We start from the raw sequence: 16,264 nt of genomic DNA, 5'->3' as shown, positions 1-16,264 counted from the left end.
GTCGAGGATCCTTGACGGTCTTTTAATGGTGGCATGTTGTAGTGTATCGATTAGTTGATATTCTTTTTTATCAGCTTGAGGACTTAAAAAGGCCCCTATTGATTTGAATGATGGGATTTACGTCATTAATCAAATTGAAAAAAGGCAATCTGATTTTGTGAAAGCAGGACAATAGTCAATCCTTGTCGAATTAAGTAGTAGAAAAGAGGCTGATGAAAATGAGTAATGCGAAATATAAATTTTTTTATGTGAATGGTGAAACAGAAGAATTAGAGACGAATGAACAATATTCGCATGAAGCCGATAATATCCTGAAATTGCAATTAATTCAAAATGCGACATGGCTGCAAGCAGGTGGCAAACATATCAACTTAGCTAATGTAATTAGTATTGAATATACGGGAGACAAAGATAATCGTAATATGGATCCAATCAAGTTTAGACCTAATAAATAAAAGCATCCATTAGGGTGTTTTTTTCCTTATTTGCATATTAGATATGAATGAAAAGGGGGGAATGGCTATGGAAAGGAAGAATAGGTTGGTTTTTACCAGATCGAATGATGGTACTAAACGAAAATTCGATGAAGCCATTACAATTTTGGAATATAGTATTATGCTTGTTGAATACTTTGAATTGGAAGAATTCAATAATATAATTGCCGGGCAGTTAAAACTCATTTTAGGTGAAACGAAACATACAAGAATAAAGAGGGAAAAAGTCACCATAGATCATTCCTTGATAAAGAAAATCAATCCTAATCCGAAATTGTACCCTGTGAAAGATTCCATTCGATTTAGCAACGATGGACGTGCAGAGCTGCCTGAAGAGCTCTTCGATTACACTAAACAGAGGATCGATTTAAAAATTTGGAGAAAACAAGTTATCTATAAAGCCATTATTGGAGGAAAACTTCATGAAATTACACTCATCGGCTTTATTAAGGAAACTGCTGATAAAATCGGTGGGGCACAAGCTGAATCTAGTCTTCCATATAAGTCCATCATTTCGGATGTGCATACGAAAGAAATATTAAGGGAGATAGCGAAGGGGTTATTCAAGTCCATCGGCAGGGATTATAAAGAACATTCTTCAAAGAACCTTTCGCATATCATACGTAAAATTGAACAATCACAAGCCTCTGAATAGAGGTGTTAATAGCAGTAGCAAAAACTTTTTCGGTACAAGTTGAATCCAACAAGCCACAATTTCAATCATATAATGAAAAATCCATCCTTTTGGGAGGGACCTTACCGATATTTTGCTATTTATCATAGAATTGTAGAATTCATTTTCGAAGAAAAGGGGATTGGTCATGACTTCCTACGTAGAAACTGGTTGGTGCTTATGATTTTGGAATCCAGACGTAAGAAGTCAAGTCCTTCTTTTTAGTTGTATGAGTGAGCAGTTTAAGCAATTTCCAGCAGTTCATGAAATGACACTTTCAACTAACCTCTATCAATCAACCATCTCTTTTTACCCCAGCCAAATCACTTTCGTTAGCATAGCAATCACACTTTGCGCTTTTTATCAAATAATTTACTGGTTTTTACTATAGAAGAATGGGATAAATTAAAATGAGATTCCGGGTTTAGTTTTTATTGCTTGCTCGGTACTCGCTAATCGGGTCCATTATCAAATAGAGAATGAAAGGTTGAATGGAAATAAGGTTCTTGTAAAAACACTCCTCCTTAGGATGCCGATAAATGTCTATGAAGGAGAATGATGACTTGAAACCTTCCTGACGAATGGCTTGAATTAGTAACATTGGCAATGAAATCGGATGTTACGAAAGAGGAGTTCAAAGAGTTTCTGGAAGAAAAGGCGAATTGCGATAAAGGGTAGCATTTGTTAACAGTCTCGATTAGGTATAACGAGAAGAAAGACGATTTTTCTATGTAGAAAAGTTCGTCTTTTTTTTCATACCCAGAAATAGCTGATCTCATCGTACATGTGGGATGAACACTATCTGGTTAAGTTCATATAAGGGTGTGCCTATATGCATATTAAGCATGATTTGCTCCCGTTCCTTGACCACGAATGACCTCCACAATTTCTGCATATTTAATTGGTAGGATGGATGTAAATGTTAAAGGAGGTTTTATCGATGATGAAAAAAAGAACCAAAATCCCGATGATTTTCTCATTATTAGCTGCTCTGCTTTTGGTCCTTGGCGCATGTTCCAACACCGATGATAAAGAAGAAAAGGAACATCATGAAATGGACATGAACCATTCTAGCTCAGGGGATGTTCCTGACGGCTTAAAAGCTGCAGAAAATCCAACCTATGAAGTTGGAAGTCATGTGATTATCGAATCAGGTCATATGGAAAGTATGAAGGGAGCGAAGGCAACGATAGTGGGTGCCTTTGATACGACTGCATATGCTATTTCCTATATGCCAACGACTGGCGGAGAAAAAGTGGGAAATCATAAATGGATCATTCACGAAGAGATTAAAGATGCAGGTGAGAAAACGTTTGAGCCTGGAGCGGAGGTTATAGTAAATGCCTCTCATATGAAAGGGATGGATGATGCAACCGCTGTAATTGAATCAGCTGAGAAAACGACTGTTTATATGGTTGATTTCACACCGACTAATGGTGGAGAAGAAGTTAAAAACCATAAATGGGTAACAGAAAGTGAGTTATCAGCAGCCGAATGATTTAAGAAGAAAAAAAGGAGTGGCAAACCAAGCCATTCCTTTTTTATATAATATGTTTTCTTAAAATCGTTGTTTGCAATGAATTGTAAAACTTTAATATCTGTTAATATAGAATCATCGATGAAGAGGTATGAAAAACATAAGATAAATCATGGGTTGGTTATGATAAATGGTTTATTTTTGACAAATCTATAGCGAGGATAGGGGTCTGGATTATAAATGATGGTGGTGAAGGTATGAGAACTGGATTACATATTCGACCTTTTATGAAAAAAGATTATGCAGCGCTGAATAACTATTGTTTACCAATAGAACAAGCAATCTATACTTCTTTACCTATGAAAGTTATCGAAGACTTCAGGAAGGATCAATATAATCTCCCCATGGTCATATATGTAGATGATGATTTGATTGGTTGTTTTGCTTTATATACAGATAAAGCGGGAAATCAATATACAAGTAATGAGAATGCCATTCTTCTAAAATCATTCTCATTGGATTCACGTCATCAAAAAAAGGGGCTAGCTTTTAAAGCTTTAAAAGTCTTGCCTGATATGATCAAACGAGATCATCCTGATAAAGATGAGATAATTCTAACGGTGCACCATACGAATATTCCAGCGATCAATTTATATAAAAAAGTTGGATTCGTTGATAATGGATACAGATTTAATGGGGAAGACGGGGAAGAATTGGTTTTCCATTATGCTCTGGATTAAGGCAGCTTTAGTTAATTTCCGGAATGAATGGAGGGGAGGATCCAGGAGTGGCACCTTTCATTGATTGCAGCCTGAAATAGGTTTGTTAAAAGCTCCCGGACAGCCCGTGGAAAGCGAGTGCCCTACGCTCCAACCAACGTTCGAATTTTTACAATCCCTAAAAAAAACTGTAGACAAACTCGATTTAAGTTTGTCTACAGTCTGAAATCAGCATCTTAAATATGCTTATTTTTAAAAATCCAAACCAGGAGAATTTTCCTATGCTCGAAAGAAATGATATGGGCTGAAAACTCCTTTATTGTGCGTAATTATTGAAGAAGATGCTGCCAAAGGAAAAAACATAGTTCTTTAAGCTCTGCTTTTTTTATGCAGATAAGGGGGCAGGTTTTCAAATAACCAATATTCCATAAATTTCTTCAGACGGAATATGGATAAAAGATGAAAGTTTCGTAGAGATGTCATGAACATAAATCCCGCAATCTAGCAATACGTTCGTATGTTTTTTTAATAATTTCGATATGTGCCTACTCTCACTTTGGCCAATAAACATCGTATGATTCTTAACTGCTAAACCGCGAGTATAACCAAGGCCTTTAAAAATATCTTCCTCATTTCTTTTTACTAGGAACTCACCTGAAACACAATAATACAGGTTATTATCATGATGTAGTACACTGTGAGGTTGAAATAATTTATCATGACAAATCTTTACCACTTTTCTTTCCTGTAAAGAATATTCTAGAATCACCCCTCGGCGGATTGTTATATGAGGGAAATAGCTTGCGAAAGAGGTCCATTTTTTCCTTGGAGGATTCGAAAACATTGATACATATAACGTATCATTTACTATATACAAATCGTTGACGTGGGAAACATCGTCATTTTTCGGTGAAAATCTAATTTCATCCATTCTTTCCAAATCGTTTTTTAAATCATAAATACCAATTGAGTTAGTTTTGGTTTCAACAATATAAGCTTTATCGTTGTCTATTGCTATACCATGTAAATCTAATTCTGTAGATAACACTTTATTTTTTATAACCTTTAAGTTTTCATCCAAAATAAAGATTCCATGAGAATTTGAAATTACGACAAAAGAGCTGCCGTATTTAGTAATACCTGTGCATCCAACATGTAAAACCTTTTTTATTTCATATTGTTGTTGTATTATTTGGACTAAATAAAGACCACCTTTATGATTGCAGCATGAAATTAATAATTTACAATCGTCTATTGGTATCATGTAAGGTCGAACCACCTTTATGGATAATTCCTTTTTAATATAGTATGAATTTTTTTTGTCATGGTATAGACAAGCTATGTAGGAAAATAGTGGGCTTTTATATCAATTTATAAAGGTTGTTCCATTCACAAAAAATACAATAGTTTATATGTACGAGGACGGTTCCGTTAATAGGGATCGTTCTTTCTTTTTTTGTTAAGATTATCATCCTCTATTAAGGTAAATGCCTGAAATATTCCCATACCTGAAATAATTTTTAAAAATGGTTCTATATTGCCCTTTTCCTATACAAAAATATATAAAAGTTCATGAAAACTTTACTTTTATTTACATACTTCTCGTATTGATGTCAATATTCAGTAATACATGTTTGTTATAATCGATTCACAGTTTTAAAAGGAGAAATGGACTTGGGAAAGATGTCTTATAAATCCTTTATTTACAGATGAATAAGCAGGCTGATTGAAGATGACTGAAAATAGTAGGAGTGAACAAAAATGGAGCAATCTATAAACCTAAATGAGCTTACATTTAGCGAAAAAGATAGATATGTAATCATTACGAATGCTTATCCACATGAAAAGCAGTTATATCGGAATGGGTTTATCCACCGAAGAGTCAAGGCTTATCAAGCAGAGGGTTTGAAGATTGATGTCTTTGTTTTACATCCTGCTTATAAAAAAGCAGAAAAGTATACCTATGAAGATGTGCCTGTTTATCGAGGAACTGAACAGCATCTGCGCATGTTCTTAAATCATAAAGTACATAAAAAAGCGCTCATTCATTTTGTTAATTCTACAATGGTACAAGCGATAAAAGAAACAAGCAAAGATTTACCGATTATTACATGGATACATGGATTTGAAACGGAGGCTTGGCATAGAAGATGGTTTAATTTTCTTGAAAGCCCTGAAAGCTTAAGAAAGATACTTGAAATGGCGGACGACTATTATGTAGCACAGCTTTCTTTTATGAATTGGTTTTATCAAACGAATGAACTGAATACTACTTTTGTTCATATTTCCAAATGGTTCAAAGAACATATAGCGGAATGTGACGCGAGGGCTGAATCGGAAAATTCAGTAATCATTCCCAATGTAATAGATGATAATCTGTTTTCCTTTATAGAAAAGCCAGTCGATATGCGGACAAAAGTCCTTTCAATCAGGCCATACGCTTCTCGAAAATATGCCAATGATTTATCGGTGAAGGCTGTGCTGGAACTTTCAAAAAGACCCTATTTCGATAAACTGGAATTTGCTTTTTATGGTGATGGGAAGTTGTTCGATCAAACAGTTGAGCCAATTTGTAATTTTGAAAATGTAACGATTCATAAAGGCTTCATATCACAAGAGCAAATCGCTGCTCTACATAAGGAGTATGGAATTTTCCTTTGCCCAACCCGTTTGGACTCTCAAGGGGTTTCAATGTGTGAGGCCATGTCCAGTGGGCTAGTGCCGATTTCAACGGATATCACGGCAATCCCGGAATTTGTTAAACACGATGTTTCTGGCCTTCTTACAAAGCCTGAGTCTCCTATTGAAATTGCGGATGCAATAGAACGTTTATATTATAATCCGGACGTATTCTTAAGGGTATCAGAACAAGCATCACAATCGATTCGAGATAAATGCGCCGTAGATGTTGTTATTAAAAGAGAATTAGAGATAATCCAAGGTTAATGGAGGGGAGTTTTTTCAATATGGACGGTCGAAACGAATATTGGAAAACTATGTATGAAGAACTGGAATTACAAATGAAAGACATGATGTCCATGACATTAGAACTCATAGAAAGCAATGGTACTGAAAAACAAAACATCATTGAGAATCTTACAAAAGAAAATGCTAGGTTGCGAGAAGAATTAGAAAAAAGTAAGTTAGCCCAAAAAGAAAACATTCAGTTGAACAAAGAGATACGTAGACTTAAGTCATTAGAACATAAATTCAACGTTACATATATAGGGAAATTCACGTTAAAATACCTTGCACTCAAATCATCTATGAAAGAACAAATGAAAAAATAGAAATTCATATAACATTTCAGTCATTGGAGTGAATACTTTTGAGTTCACATGAATTAGTGCAAAACAGAAAAATGAAGGTGCTTCTATTTGGCTTTATTGACATGAATTCAATGGATGGTTCTGCAGTATTTTTATCTTCCTTAGCTTCGACTCTTGCGTTAGATTCCAATATCGAGATAGACTTACTTTTAGCTAGTCCAGTTAAGCGAGATATATTAATTCGTCCTCTGGAGAAATGTGACAATATTAAGATTCTTAATCCATTTGTTGATCCTTTTTTTAATGCCACCGATGAAGAATGGGTAAAAAAAGGTGTGATGAATTTTGATATTGCTGAAATGCTCATTTCTCATTATTGGAGCCAAAATGAATATGATTGGCTATTTGTAAGAAGCATTGAAACTGTTGAAAAAATAGCAAGGCATAAGCATATCATAAGGAATACATTGGTGTATGCTACAGGATTGACTCATATAGGTCAGGATGTTAATGGAGAAAAGTTTGAGAGCATCAAAAATATATACAATCAATGTGCCTATTTCTTATGTCAAACAGAAGAGATGTGCGAATTTGTCATCGAGATTCTTAATTTAGATAAAGAAAAAAACAAAGTTTCCCTGCTAACCCCGATGATACCAAACGTTGAATCAGCAGGAGGGGACGCCAAGTTAAAACATAAACTCGTATATACAGGGAAGTTTGATCCTGATTGGAAGACGATTCCTATCATTACAGCTTTTAAAGAATTAAAACGTGAGATTCCGAAACTTTCACTTAATGTTGCCGGGGATAAATTCAAATGGGTTCAAGGTGATTCTCAGTTTAAAGAAGAAGCTAAATATCTCCTGGAAAATACAGAAGGGCTTGACTGGTACGGGGCATTGACCAGGGAGGATGCACAACAATTAATCGTGAACAGTGATGTTGGGATAACCTGGAGAAGTGAGGAAATGGACAGCAGTCTGGAACTGTCCACGAAGCTGTTGGAATACGGAATTTTAAGAAAGGCCGTAATAATGAATCCAACCAAAATGCATGTAAAGCTTTTTGGCGAAGATTACCCGTTATATGCGGTTACAGAGAAGGATTTCCGTGATGCAGTCAAAGTAGCTTTATGCAATAAGGATATATATGAGTTTGCAGCCAAACGAATGTATCATGTTAGCAGGCAGTTTTTGTTTTCGGAAGCAATAAAAAAACTGCAAGGGCTATTATGGAGCAGGCATATTACTGATTATTTAGATGAAAGTGGAAACGTGTATTATATGGATGAAGATGACTTTTATGAGCTGAATAAGCATGTACGATCACATCAGGTGAAAAAATTGCCTGCAGATTTAAATGACGAAGAAGTTTTCAACTATATTTTTAATAACATGCCTGAAGAATTAAAAAAAGTAGAAAAACTAGTCAAACTATCTGGCTTTGGTCAAATCATTCAAGCAGAAAAAGCAGGATGCTTCACTTTCCTACAAATCCATAAAAGTGATCAAAGTTTTGAACAAAATTTTCAAAATAACTTGCCATATCTAAAAACTATAGGATTTGAAACAAATAGCAGTCCGAAATTAAGACCAAAAGACATGGAAATTCCATTGAAAGAACGGATAATTGTCGATAATAAAAACAATGAAATAAAAGTGAAAAACAAAGAATTGGTTAAAGAAGTAAAGCAATTAAAAAAATTGAACGCAGTGCAACTTAAACAGATGAGCAAGTTAGAAAAACAAAACCTGGCGCTTGGACGTAAATACGATTCACTTTCGAAGTCAAAAATGGGTAAGATGACATGTAAATATTGGGATTTAAGAAAAAGGCTTAATTTTTAACAAGAGGGGAAGACTGCAGCATACCTATTAAAATCAAAATCAACTCTTTTCCAGACAAAAGCCCCTGAATGCTACTGAGCGTTCAGGGGCTTTTGTCAGCAGGATAATTCACTAAAGAAATAGAATAAAATATATATCGAATATATTTAGAGATGAATTATGGGGATTGAAAAAGCAAAGATAGAGGATTGGAATTCATATCAGAGTTGCTAAACCAGCTGGAATCCAGATACTGAAATCTTATATATTTCAGTTAGCGCTAAGCGAAAGTTGTCCACTTGAAGTTCATTGCCTTAAAGAAGAATGGATGTACATAGATTTAATTCTCACTGAATCACAAAATACTTTATAAAAATTAAGGGGGAGAAATGATGGAGGAGAAAGTGCTAAAAGCGATTCAAGATGATTATCCAGATGCATTTGCATGGTGTTATGGATGCGGTCGATTAAATAAAGATGGGCATCATTTTCGAACAGGTTGGCAAGGAGAACAGACAAGGACAATTTATACGCCACTCCCAGAACATATAGCGATTCCAGGCTTCGTTTATGGCGGTATAATTGCATCATTAATTGATTGTCACGGAACAGGTTCTGCCGCTATTGCATTGCATCGGAAAAATGGGCATAAATTTGGGGATGGTGTCGAGCCGCCCAGGTTTGTAACTGCTTCATTAAATGTGGAATTTGTAAGGCCAACCCCAAATGATGTTCCATTAATAGCGATTGGGAAGATTCAAGAGATTCATCCTAAAAAGTGGAAAGTTGATACAGAGGTATTTGCAAATGATACACTTTGTGCTCGTGGAGAAGTTGTTGCTGTGGTGATGCCAAGTACTTTTACAACTAAGAAGTAAATGTAACTGTAAAAAAGGTAAAGGTGTAAACGCATCCATCGTATGCATTCAGGTTTTTTATATTGAAAAGACAAGGGACCGTCCAGCTATCTGGACGGTTATTTAGTGTATTTGAGTGCTCATTTCGAACAAGTTAGAGCTGTTTAGTAACATGTGGCTGGAAATTACAAGCGAAATTCCAGTTTTTCAATATACTTAAATTATAAGCAAAGGGAGGTCGCAAAGATGAAAATACAGGTAGAGATAGATGAGGGGGTCCAAGCGATAGAGGTGCTTATCCGAAATCATGAATGGAATGAAGAAGTCCAGGAACTGATGGAGCGCTTAAAAGAGAGGAAAAGACCGTATTTTGTTGGCAAGAAAGGAGAGATGCAGCATGTTTTCCGGCCAGAAGAAATAATCTGTTTGTTCACAGAGCAGGATTCCATAATGGTACGTACGAAACAGGGGACTTTCGAAATGAAAGAAAGATTATATGAGCTTGAAAGGGATCTTCCTGGTAATCAGTTCGTTCGATTATCCAAGTCAGTGATAGCCAACCTTGATGAGTTAAGCAGATTTGAGGCATCTTTCAACGGGACGTTATGTGTGTATTTCCGATCAGGAGAAAAAGAATATGTTTCTCGGCACTATGTTCAAGGAATCAAGAAAGCATTTCAATGGAAAAGGAAGGGATTATGATGATGAAAACACTTTTATTCCGTAGCTTTGTAGGGATTTGCTTTGGTGCACTCGTGATGGTGTTGACGTGTTTTGGGGTCATTGGCTTTGGGGAGGTCACATCATTAGACAGTGGAATATTCGTGAAAAATGCGATAGGATGCCTATTATGTGGCTGGTTTTTCAGCACAGCAACCATTTTATTCGAAATGGATAAATGGAGCTTATTATTTCAGACCATCCTGCACTTCCTGACTGTCAGCATCCTATACTTCCTGCTATCTTTTTTTGTTGGTTGGATTCCATTCAGTGCAAAAGGATTAGTGACTGGAATAGCGATTTTCGTGCCATTCTATATGATCATATGGATCATTTTCTATCTCTATTTCCGCTATCAAGTGAAAGTATTGAATGATGGACTTGATAAAAGAGGGAACTGAGGGGGATGACCAGTAATTTTTTTAGGTAAGAGAGGTAGGGCGTTTCAGAATAGCAATTGAATAGAAAATATGATCAACGAAATGCCTCCATATAGGGAATGAAGGAAAGGTGCAGTAGAGTTAATAGAAGTAAAAGAACCAGGCCCAGCGTAAAAATCAGCTGTTGCCTGGTTGAAAAGGATGTATATATACTTATGAATGGGTCTTTCCACTATTACTTGCTTCACTAAGCGATAGTGATTTAGTTTCAGGAGCCCATGCCATTGATACAATTGCTCCAATAATAAGTACACCTGTGAGACAAAGCATGGTAAATTGAATTCCAATATTTGCAATACCAATTGGAAGTAGGAACGTACCGATTGCTGATCCTAATCTGCTTATGGCTGTCGCAAGTCCAACGCCGGAAGATCGAATCTCTGTTGGAAAGCTTTCGGCTGGAAATACGCCAACCAAGTTGCTGACAGCAGACATAATCAAGGTGAAGATGGCGAAAGAAAGAATCATTAATACTGTTGCACTGCTAGGTAAAACACTTAGAAGAGTGAGGGTGACGATCAATACCATGAATGAGCTGATCAAAAATCCTCGGCGAGTAAATTTAACCGTAAACCAAATACCTAAAAGGGCACCTATAATGAGCAGCCCGTTTAATAGAAAATCGGTTCCATACCCTTCACTCAGTCCGATTGCATCTAGAATACTTGGCAAAAAGGTGTAAATGGCGAAGTAAGGGATAACGAGACAAACGAAAAATATACAATTGAAAGCCGTGCGTTTTCTTATATCTTTACGGAATAAAGTGGTAAAACTGCTATTAGTTTGTACAGGTTTTTCATCATCCAGTACTATATTGGGGCCGACATGTTTCTTGACAATTTCCCTGGCTTCTTTAACCCTGCCTTTACTAATCAGCCATCTAGGTGACTCGGGTGTACCCATTCGCAAAACCAAAATGATGACAGCTGGAATCGCAGATGAAGCAAGCATCCACCGCCAAGCGTCCGGAGCGGAGTCAACCGCAAAAATACCGATCAAGTTTGCCACTACGTAGCCAAACGTCCAGACTACACTGAACGATCCTAATAAAACACCACGATGTTTACGTGGTGAAAATTCAGCTAACATCGTGTGTCCTACGCTATAGTCGCCTCCAAGCCCAATTCCAAGTAAAATTCTGTATAATACAAGCTCTGTGGGGCTGTCTGCGAAAAACTGTAAAATGGATGCAGCGGTAATGACGATGAAACTAAAGACAAATATTTTTTGCCTTCCAACATAATCAGATACCCATCCTAATACCAAACTGCCTAGAAAAAGCCCTATTAAAGCGGAACTTCCGATTAACCCAATCCAAAATGGAGTTAAATCCATTTGCGGTGTCAGCAGAGATAGCGCAAATGCAATAATCCCTAAAATATATCCGTCAGTGAAATGCGCCCCGAATGTAAGTCCTGCAATTTTAATATGGAATTTATTTAATGGTGCATCATCTAATTTAATTGTATGGCTACTGGCATTATCATTAATTGCTACATTCTTATTTTCCATTGAATCTCCTCCTGATTGATACTGCTAGACCTCGACGGTTACTTGTAGATGAAAAAAGGTGTATATGAAGCCGCTTATAGAGGGAAGCGTTTTCATTGTGGAGAACGAAAGATGTTCATAATATGAACTCTAAGTACGTTATATGAATACATTTGAATTATAATTGCGTATTTGAGTTTTTGTCAAACTTTTATAATAAATTAAAAATCTTCAGTTTAAGAATTGAAATGAGAAAACCGAACAAAAAGAAAACGATGCAGCCATTTACAATCAGTAATTGGCTGCATCGTTTATTTTGTTTCAAATGCGATTGTTTACCCCTTTTTAGCTCAATCTAACTGCTCTTCAATTTTTTTAGCGGCTTCTAGCATTCGATCACTTAAAAGTAAGAGATCGTTTTCTGTTAGGCGAAAACTCGGACCACCTAGCGTGATGAAAGCGACTAGATTCTTTTTCCTGTCAAAAATAGGAGCTGAAATGGCATTTTCATTTTCATCTAGTTCACCAATCGATGTTCCAACCATTTGAACGGAAATCTTATCAAGTTCTTTACGCAGTTCTTCTGGATCAGTAATTGTATATTTGGAAAATGGTTTAAGAGTCTGCTCTAAAAAAATGTTCAACTCCTTCTTGGGTAGCAAACTTAATAAAATTTTTCCGTTGGATGTGCAGTGTAAAGGTGACATGGTATGGGTATAGTCGACTAATCTAACGCTATGGTCGGTATCTATTTGATCAATGGTAAGAGTCCCATCATGCTTAGGGACACTAAGTAGAACAGTTTCCCCCACTTCTTCTTTCAATTCTTCCAGCGTTCTTCTAGCTCTTCGTATAAGTGAACCATATGGATCATGTTGTGAAGTTAAACGATAAAGGGCATATCCGAGCTGGTACCCTTTTGAAACAGGATCCTTTTCTACAAAGCCCTGATTTTCGAGTGTGCCAATCAAACGCCAGGCCGTGGTACGATTCAGGTCAGCTTGTTTGGCCAAATCACCGACTGAAAGGGGTGAGGGGCTTTCTCCGATAAACTTCAAAAGCAATAAAGCACGTTCAACGGCCTGTACAGAAGAACTTTCTTTATTATTGGTTTGTTTAGTTGTGGTCTGATTATTATTTTCCATCTTTTTATTATAGCGTAAGAGAACAAAGGAATGTCAATCATTTCAATTTGAAAAAGAGGGCATTTAATTCACCCTAATCAAAAATATTTAGAAAAATTCATTAATTGTCATTGACTGATAAATTACCTGGTCATATAATAGCTATAAGTTCTTGATATGAACTTTATGTTCGTTATATGAACAAAGAAGTGATTATAACCATCTTGTAGAATAGAGGCTACATCGATGACATCGCTTATAGAATAAAAGAAGTTTTGTAGGAGGGATTTCAATCAGTCAGAGTGACAAGTTTGAAAAACGGACAGAAAGAGATAACTTCGGCAAGGTAGATATTCCTAAAAATGCTTTATACGGCATCCAAACAATGAGAACAGTAAAGAACCTGTCTTTCTCGGGTCAATTATTAAAGAATTATCCTGAATATATTGTGTCACTAGCCATGGTAAAGAAAGCGGCAACATTAGCTAATCTGGAGGCTGGCATTTTAGCTCCATCTATTGGAAGCGCAATTGTAAATGCTTGTAATCAATTAATTCAAGGGAGTTATCATGACCACTTTATTGTAGATATTTTGCATGGAGGAGGTGGGATTGGTACGAATATGAATGTTAATGAAGTATTAGCTAATCTAGCAAATCAATCTTTAGAAGGATCTTTAGGTATATATTCGCCAGTTCACCCTATAGAACATGTAAACGCTTCCCAGTCTACATCTGATGTATGTCATACATCTATCCGGCTGGCAATCGTACGCGGATTTGAACGGTTGGATCAAGAATTAATAAAAATGCACGATACGATGGATAAAAAATCAAAAGAGTTTATGGGGGTTACCACCATTTCACGAACTTGTCTACAGGATGCGATGCGTGTTCAGCTGGGCGAGGTTTTCAGTGGTTTTGCATCTGTCCTCAAAAGACGTCACCATTCTTTGAAAGAATCCGTTCTATCATTACTCACTGTTAACCTTGGAGCGACGGTTATTGGAAATGGTGTAGGGGCGTCGGGGAAATATAAAGAAGTGGTAATCCGGAAATTGCATGAAGTCACAAATATGAATGTAAAACTGCGTGACAATCTATTTGATGCAGCGCAAAACATCGATGACTTGGCTCACATGTCGAAACAATTAAGTTTATTAGCAACATCTCTAATTAAAGTTGCGAAAGATTTAAGATTACTTTCATCCGGCCCGGAAGCGGGATTTTCAGAAATTACCTTGCCATCTGTTCAGGCTGGTTCTTCCTTTTTTCCAGGAAAAGTGAATCCAGTCATCCCTGAAACGATGATTCAAAGCTGTTTTCAAGTCCTAGGGTGCGACCGTGTCGTTCAAGCAGCATTGGAACATGGTGAGCTTGATTTAAATGTTTTTGAAGGAATGGCCGGTGCCAATATATTGAATGGGTTACAAATGCTGACGAACTCTGCTCATTCCTTTACGGAGCAATGCCTTAAGGACATAGCATCCAATGAAGAAAGGTGTACAGAGCTTTCAAATACATTTATACCAGTCATCACGGAATTGAAGGAGAGATTGGGTTATTCGGCAGTTTCTAAATTAATGGTAGAGCATGATCGGGAATCTATAAAAAACTTACTAAAAAAAATGGAGGTCTAGACACATGATACGAGAAAACAAACAGTTTGAAGGAATTGAACAGCCAAAACTAGAGTGGGCATATGAGTGGCTTAAAACAACGAAAAAACTTTATATCAATGGAAAATGGATGGATAGTTCAGGCAATAAAGTGATTGAATCGATCAACCCGGCTAATGGAGAAATTTTAGGTGATTTTCAACAAGCAGAAGTACAGGATGTAGATACAGCTATACAAGCAGCTAAAACAGCGTTAGAACAAGGTTCATGGAAAGAAATGAGCCGTAAGGAAAGAGGAAGGGCATTACTGAAAATCTCAAAGCTTATTCATGAGCACCATGCAGAGCTTGCAACACTGGAAGCACTTGATAACGGAAAATTATATACAGAAGCTTATAACGATGATGTGCAAGAAGCAGCAGATTTATTTGAATATTATGCAGGATGGACTGATAAGTATTATGGTGAAAATAATCCAGTAGAAGGTAATTTCCTAAGCGTAACTACGAGAGATCCAATCGGTGTATGCGGACAAATTGTACCATTTAACTTTCCAATTCAAATGGCTGTCTTAAAACTATCACCGGCCTTATCGATGGGTAATACGGTTATTTTAAAACCAGCCGATAAAACCTCTTATTCTGCTATTCGCTTGTTTGAGATTATTGATGAAGCAGGCGTATTGCCAAAAGGAGTTATTAATCTAGTCCTTGGTGATGGTGAGGTTGGTTCATATATTAGCCGTCATATGGATATTGATAAACTTTCATTCACCGGCAGCACAAATATCGGGAAAAAGTTAATCCACGACTCAGCGGATAGCAATTTAAAACCAGTGACATTAGAACTTGGCGGTAAGTCACCAAACATCATTTTTAGTGATTTTCAAGATTTGGATGCAGCGATCGAGCGTTCTTTTTATGGGCTATTTACACATAAAGGGGAGAAATGTTCAGCACCAACCCGGTTATTTGCCCAACGTGAAATCTATGATGAAGTTGTGGGGAAAATTGCCGAATACGCTAAAAATTATAAGTGTGGCGATCCTTTCGACCCAGCAAGTGATCAAGGTGCACAAGTTTCCGAACAGCATATGGAGTCCATATTAAATTACATTGAAAGCGGCAAGGAGCAAGGCGCACGAATTGTAGCTGGAGGAGAACGTGATACAACCGGGTCAAATGCGAAGGGTTATTTTATCAAACCAACCATTTTCGCTGATGTTGATAATAAAATGAAAATTGCACAGGAAGAGATTTTTGGACCAGTCCTTTGCATCATCCCATTTGAAACAGAAGAAGAAGTTGTCAAGAAAGCAAATGATACGATTTATGGTCTTGGTGCAGGACTCTGGACAGGTGATGCTTCCCGTGCGCATCGTGTAGCTAATCAGCTTGAAGCGGGTATGGTGTTTGTTAATAAATATGGATGCTATGACTTTGCAAGTCCATTTGGCGGATTGAAGCAAAGTGGATGGGGCAAAGAATATGCCATTCATTCATTACAAGCATTTACAAAAACAAAAGCTATTTGGTTCGCATATTAAAAAATAC

At 36.7% G+C, this 16,264-nt stretch carries 15 protein-coding genes and 1 pseudogene; 13 read left to right on the top strand and 3 right to left on the bottom strand.

What is annotated here, in order from left to right:
* Window positions 1-218: 218 nt before the first annotated feature.
* The 5 genes and pseudogenes from ACQKMH_RS15870 to ACQKMH_RS15850 all read left to right on the top strand — a co-directional run bounded on the left by ACQKMH_RS15870 (window position 219) and on the right by ACQKMH_RS15850 (window position 3,384).
* Window positions 219-455, top strand: a complete 237-nt coding sequence (locus ACQKMH_RS15870) for a hypothetical protein (RefSeq protein WP_427588431.1) — start codon at window positions 219-221, stop codon at window positions 453-455.
* 67 nt (window positions 456-522) lie between these two features.
* Window positions 523-1,149: a hypothetical protein gene (locus tag ACQKMH_RS15865; RefSeq protein WP_427588430.1), complete on the top strand. Its 627-nt coding sequence runs from the start codon at window positions 523-525 to the stop codon at window positions 1,147-1,149.
* A 603-nt stretch (window positions 1,150-1,752) separates the two neighbouring features.
* Window positions 1,753-1,845 (top strand): annotated as a pseudogene (locus ACQKMH_RS15860) (hypothetical protein); the annotation flags it as partial.
* 262 nt (window positions 1,846-2,107) lie between these two features.
* Window positions 2,108-2,665, top strand: a complete 558-nt coding sequence (locus ACQKMH_RS15855) for a YdhK family protein (protein ID WP_427588429.1) — start codon at window positions 2,108-2,110, stop codon at window positions 2,663-2,665.
* 236 nt (window positions 2,666-2,901) lie between these two features.
* Window positions 2,902-3,384, top strand: coding sequence for a GNAT family N-acetyltransferase (locus tag ACQKMH_RS15850; RefSeq protein WP_427588428.1), 483 nt, complete (start codon window positions 2,902-2,904; stop codon window positions 3,382-3,384).
* A 388-nt stretch (window positions 3,385-3,772) separates the two neighbouring features.
* Here the strand turns inward: ACQKMH_RS15850 and ACQKMH_RS15845 are convergent, their stop codons facing one another.
* Window positions 3,773-4,627, bottom strand: a complete 855-nt coding sequence (locus ACQKMH_RS15845) for a DUF4915 domain-containing protein (RefSeq protein ID WP_427588427.1) — start codon at window positions 4,625-4,627, stop codon at window positions 3,773-3,775.
* A gap of 497 nt (window positions 4,628-5,124) precedes the next feature.
* Here ACQKMH_RS15845 and ACQKMH_RS15840 point away from each other — a divergent pair, with 497 nt between their 5' ends.
* The 6 genes from ACQKMH_RS15840 to ACQKMH_RS15815 all read left to right on the top strand — a co-directional run bounded on the left by ACQKMH_RS15840 (window position 5,125) and on the right by ACQKMH_RS15815 (window position 10,439).
* On the top strand, window positions 5,125-6,309 hold the full coding sequence (locus ACQKMH_RS15840) for a glycosyltransferase family 4 protein (RefSeq protein WP_427588426.1): 1,185 nt from the start codon (window positions 5,125-5,127) through the stop codon (window positions 6,307-6,309).
* Between the two features lie 20 nt (window positions 6,310-6,329).
* A complete protein-coding gene (locus ACQKMH_RS15835; RefSeq protein WP_427588425.1) occupies window positions 6,330-6,653 on the top strand; it encodes a hypothetical protein in 324 nt (107 codons plus the stop codon).
* Window positions 6,654-6,691: 38 nt separating this feature from the next.
* Entirely contained in the window at window positions 6,692-8,482 is a 1,791-nt protein-coding gene (locus tag ACQKMH_RS15830) for a hypothetical protein (RefSeq protein ID WP_427588424.1), read from the top strand.
* 371 nt (window positions 8,483-8,853) lie between these two features.
* On the top strand, window positions 8,854-9,339 hold the full coding sequence (locus ACQKMH_RS15825) for a PaaI family thioesterase (protein WP_427588533.1): 486 nt from the start codon (window positions 8,854-8,856) through the stop codon (window positions 9,337-9,339).
* Window positions 9,340-9,564: 225 nt separating this feature from the next.
* On the top strand, window positions 9,565-10,020 hold the full coding sequence (locus ACQKMH_RS15820) for a LytTR family DNA-binding domain-containing protein (protein WP_427588423.1): 456 nt from the start codon (window positions 9,565-9,567) through the stop codon (window positions 10,018-10,020).
* Window positions 10,017-10,439: a DUF3021 domain-containing protein gene (locus ACQKMH_RS15815; RefSeq protein WP_427588422.1), complete on the top strand. Its 423-nt coding sequence runs from the start codon at window positions 10,017-10,019 to the stop codon at window positions 10,437-10,439. Before ACQKMH_RS15820 ends, ACQKMH_RS15815 begins: the two co-directional genes overlap by 4 nt.
* A 192-nt stretch (window positions 10,440-10,631) precedes the next feature.
* Here ACQKMH_RS15815 and ACQKMH_RS15810 read toward each other — a convergent pair whose 3' ends face one another.
* On the bottom strand, window positions 10,632-11,990 hold the full coding sequence (locus tag ACQKMH_RS15810) for an MFS transporter (RefSeq protein ID WP_427588421.1): 1,359 nt from the start codon (window positions 11,988-11,990) through the stop codon (window positions 10,632-10,634).
* Window positions 11,991-12,319: 329 nt separating this feature from the next.
* Window positions 12,320-13,114 carry an IclR family transcriptional regulator gene (locus ACQKMH_RS15805; RefSeq protein ID WP_427588420.1) on the bottom strand — a complete coding sequence of 265 codons (795 nt, stop codon included), beginning with the start codon at window positions 13,112-13,114 and terminating at the stop codon, window positions 12,320-12,322.
* 265 nt (window positions 13,115-13,379) lie between these two features.
* On the opposite strand from ACQKMH_RS15805, the gene ACQKMH_RS15800 reads away from it, so the two are divergent.
* Window positions 13,380-14,732 carry a lyase family protein gene (locus ACQKMH_RS15800; RefSeq protein WP_427588532.1) on the top strand — a complete coding sequence of 451 codons (1,353 nt, stop codon included), beginning with the start codon at window positions 13,380-13,382 and terminating at the stop codon, window positions 14,730-14,732.
* Between the two features lie 4 nt (window positions 14,733-14,736).
* Window positions 14,737-16,257, top strand: a complete 1,521-nt coding sequence (locus tag ACQKMH_RS15795; protein ID WP_427588419.1) for an aldehyde dehydrogenase family protein — start codon at window positions 14,737-14,739, stop codon at window positions 16,255-16,257.
* Window positions 16,258-16,264: the final 7 nt, after the last annotated feature.

The organism is Peribacillus sp. NPDC097895 (genome assembly GCF_050277555.1).
In the GTDB taxonomy this organism is placed as follows: domain Bacteria; phylum Bacillota; class Bacilli; order Bacillales; family DSM-1321; genus Peribacillus.
This window is presented reverse-complemented; position numbering and strand designations above follow the sequence as displayed.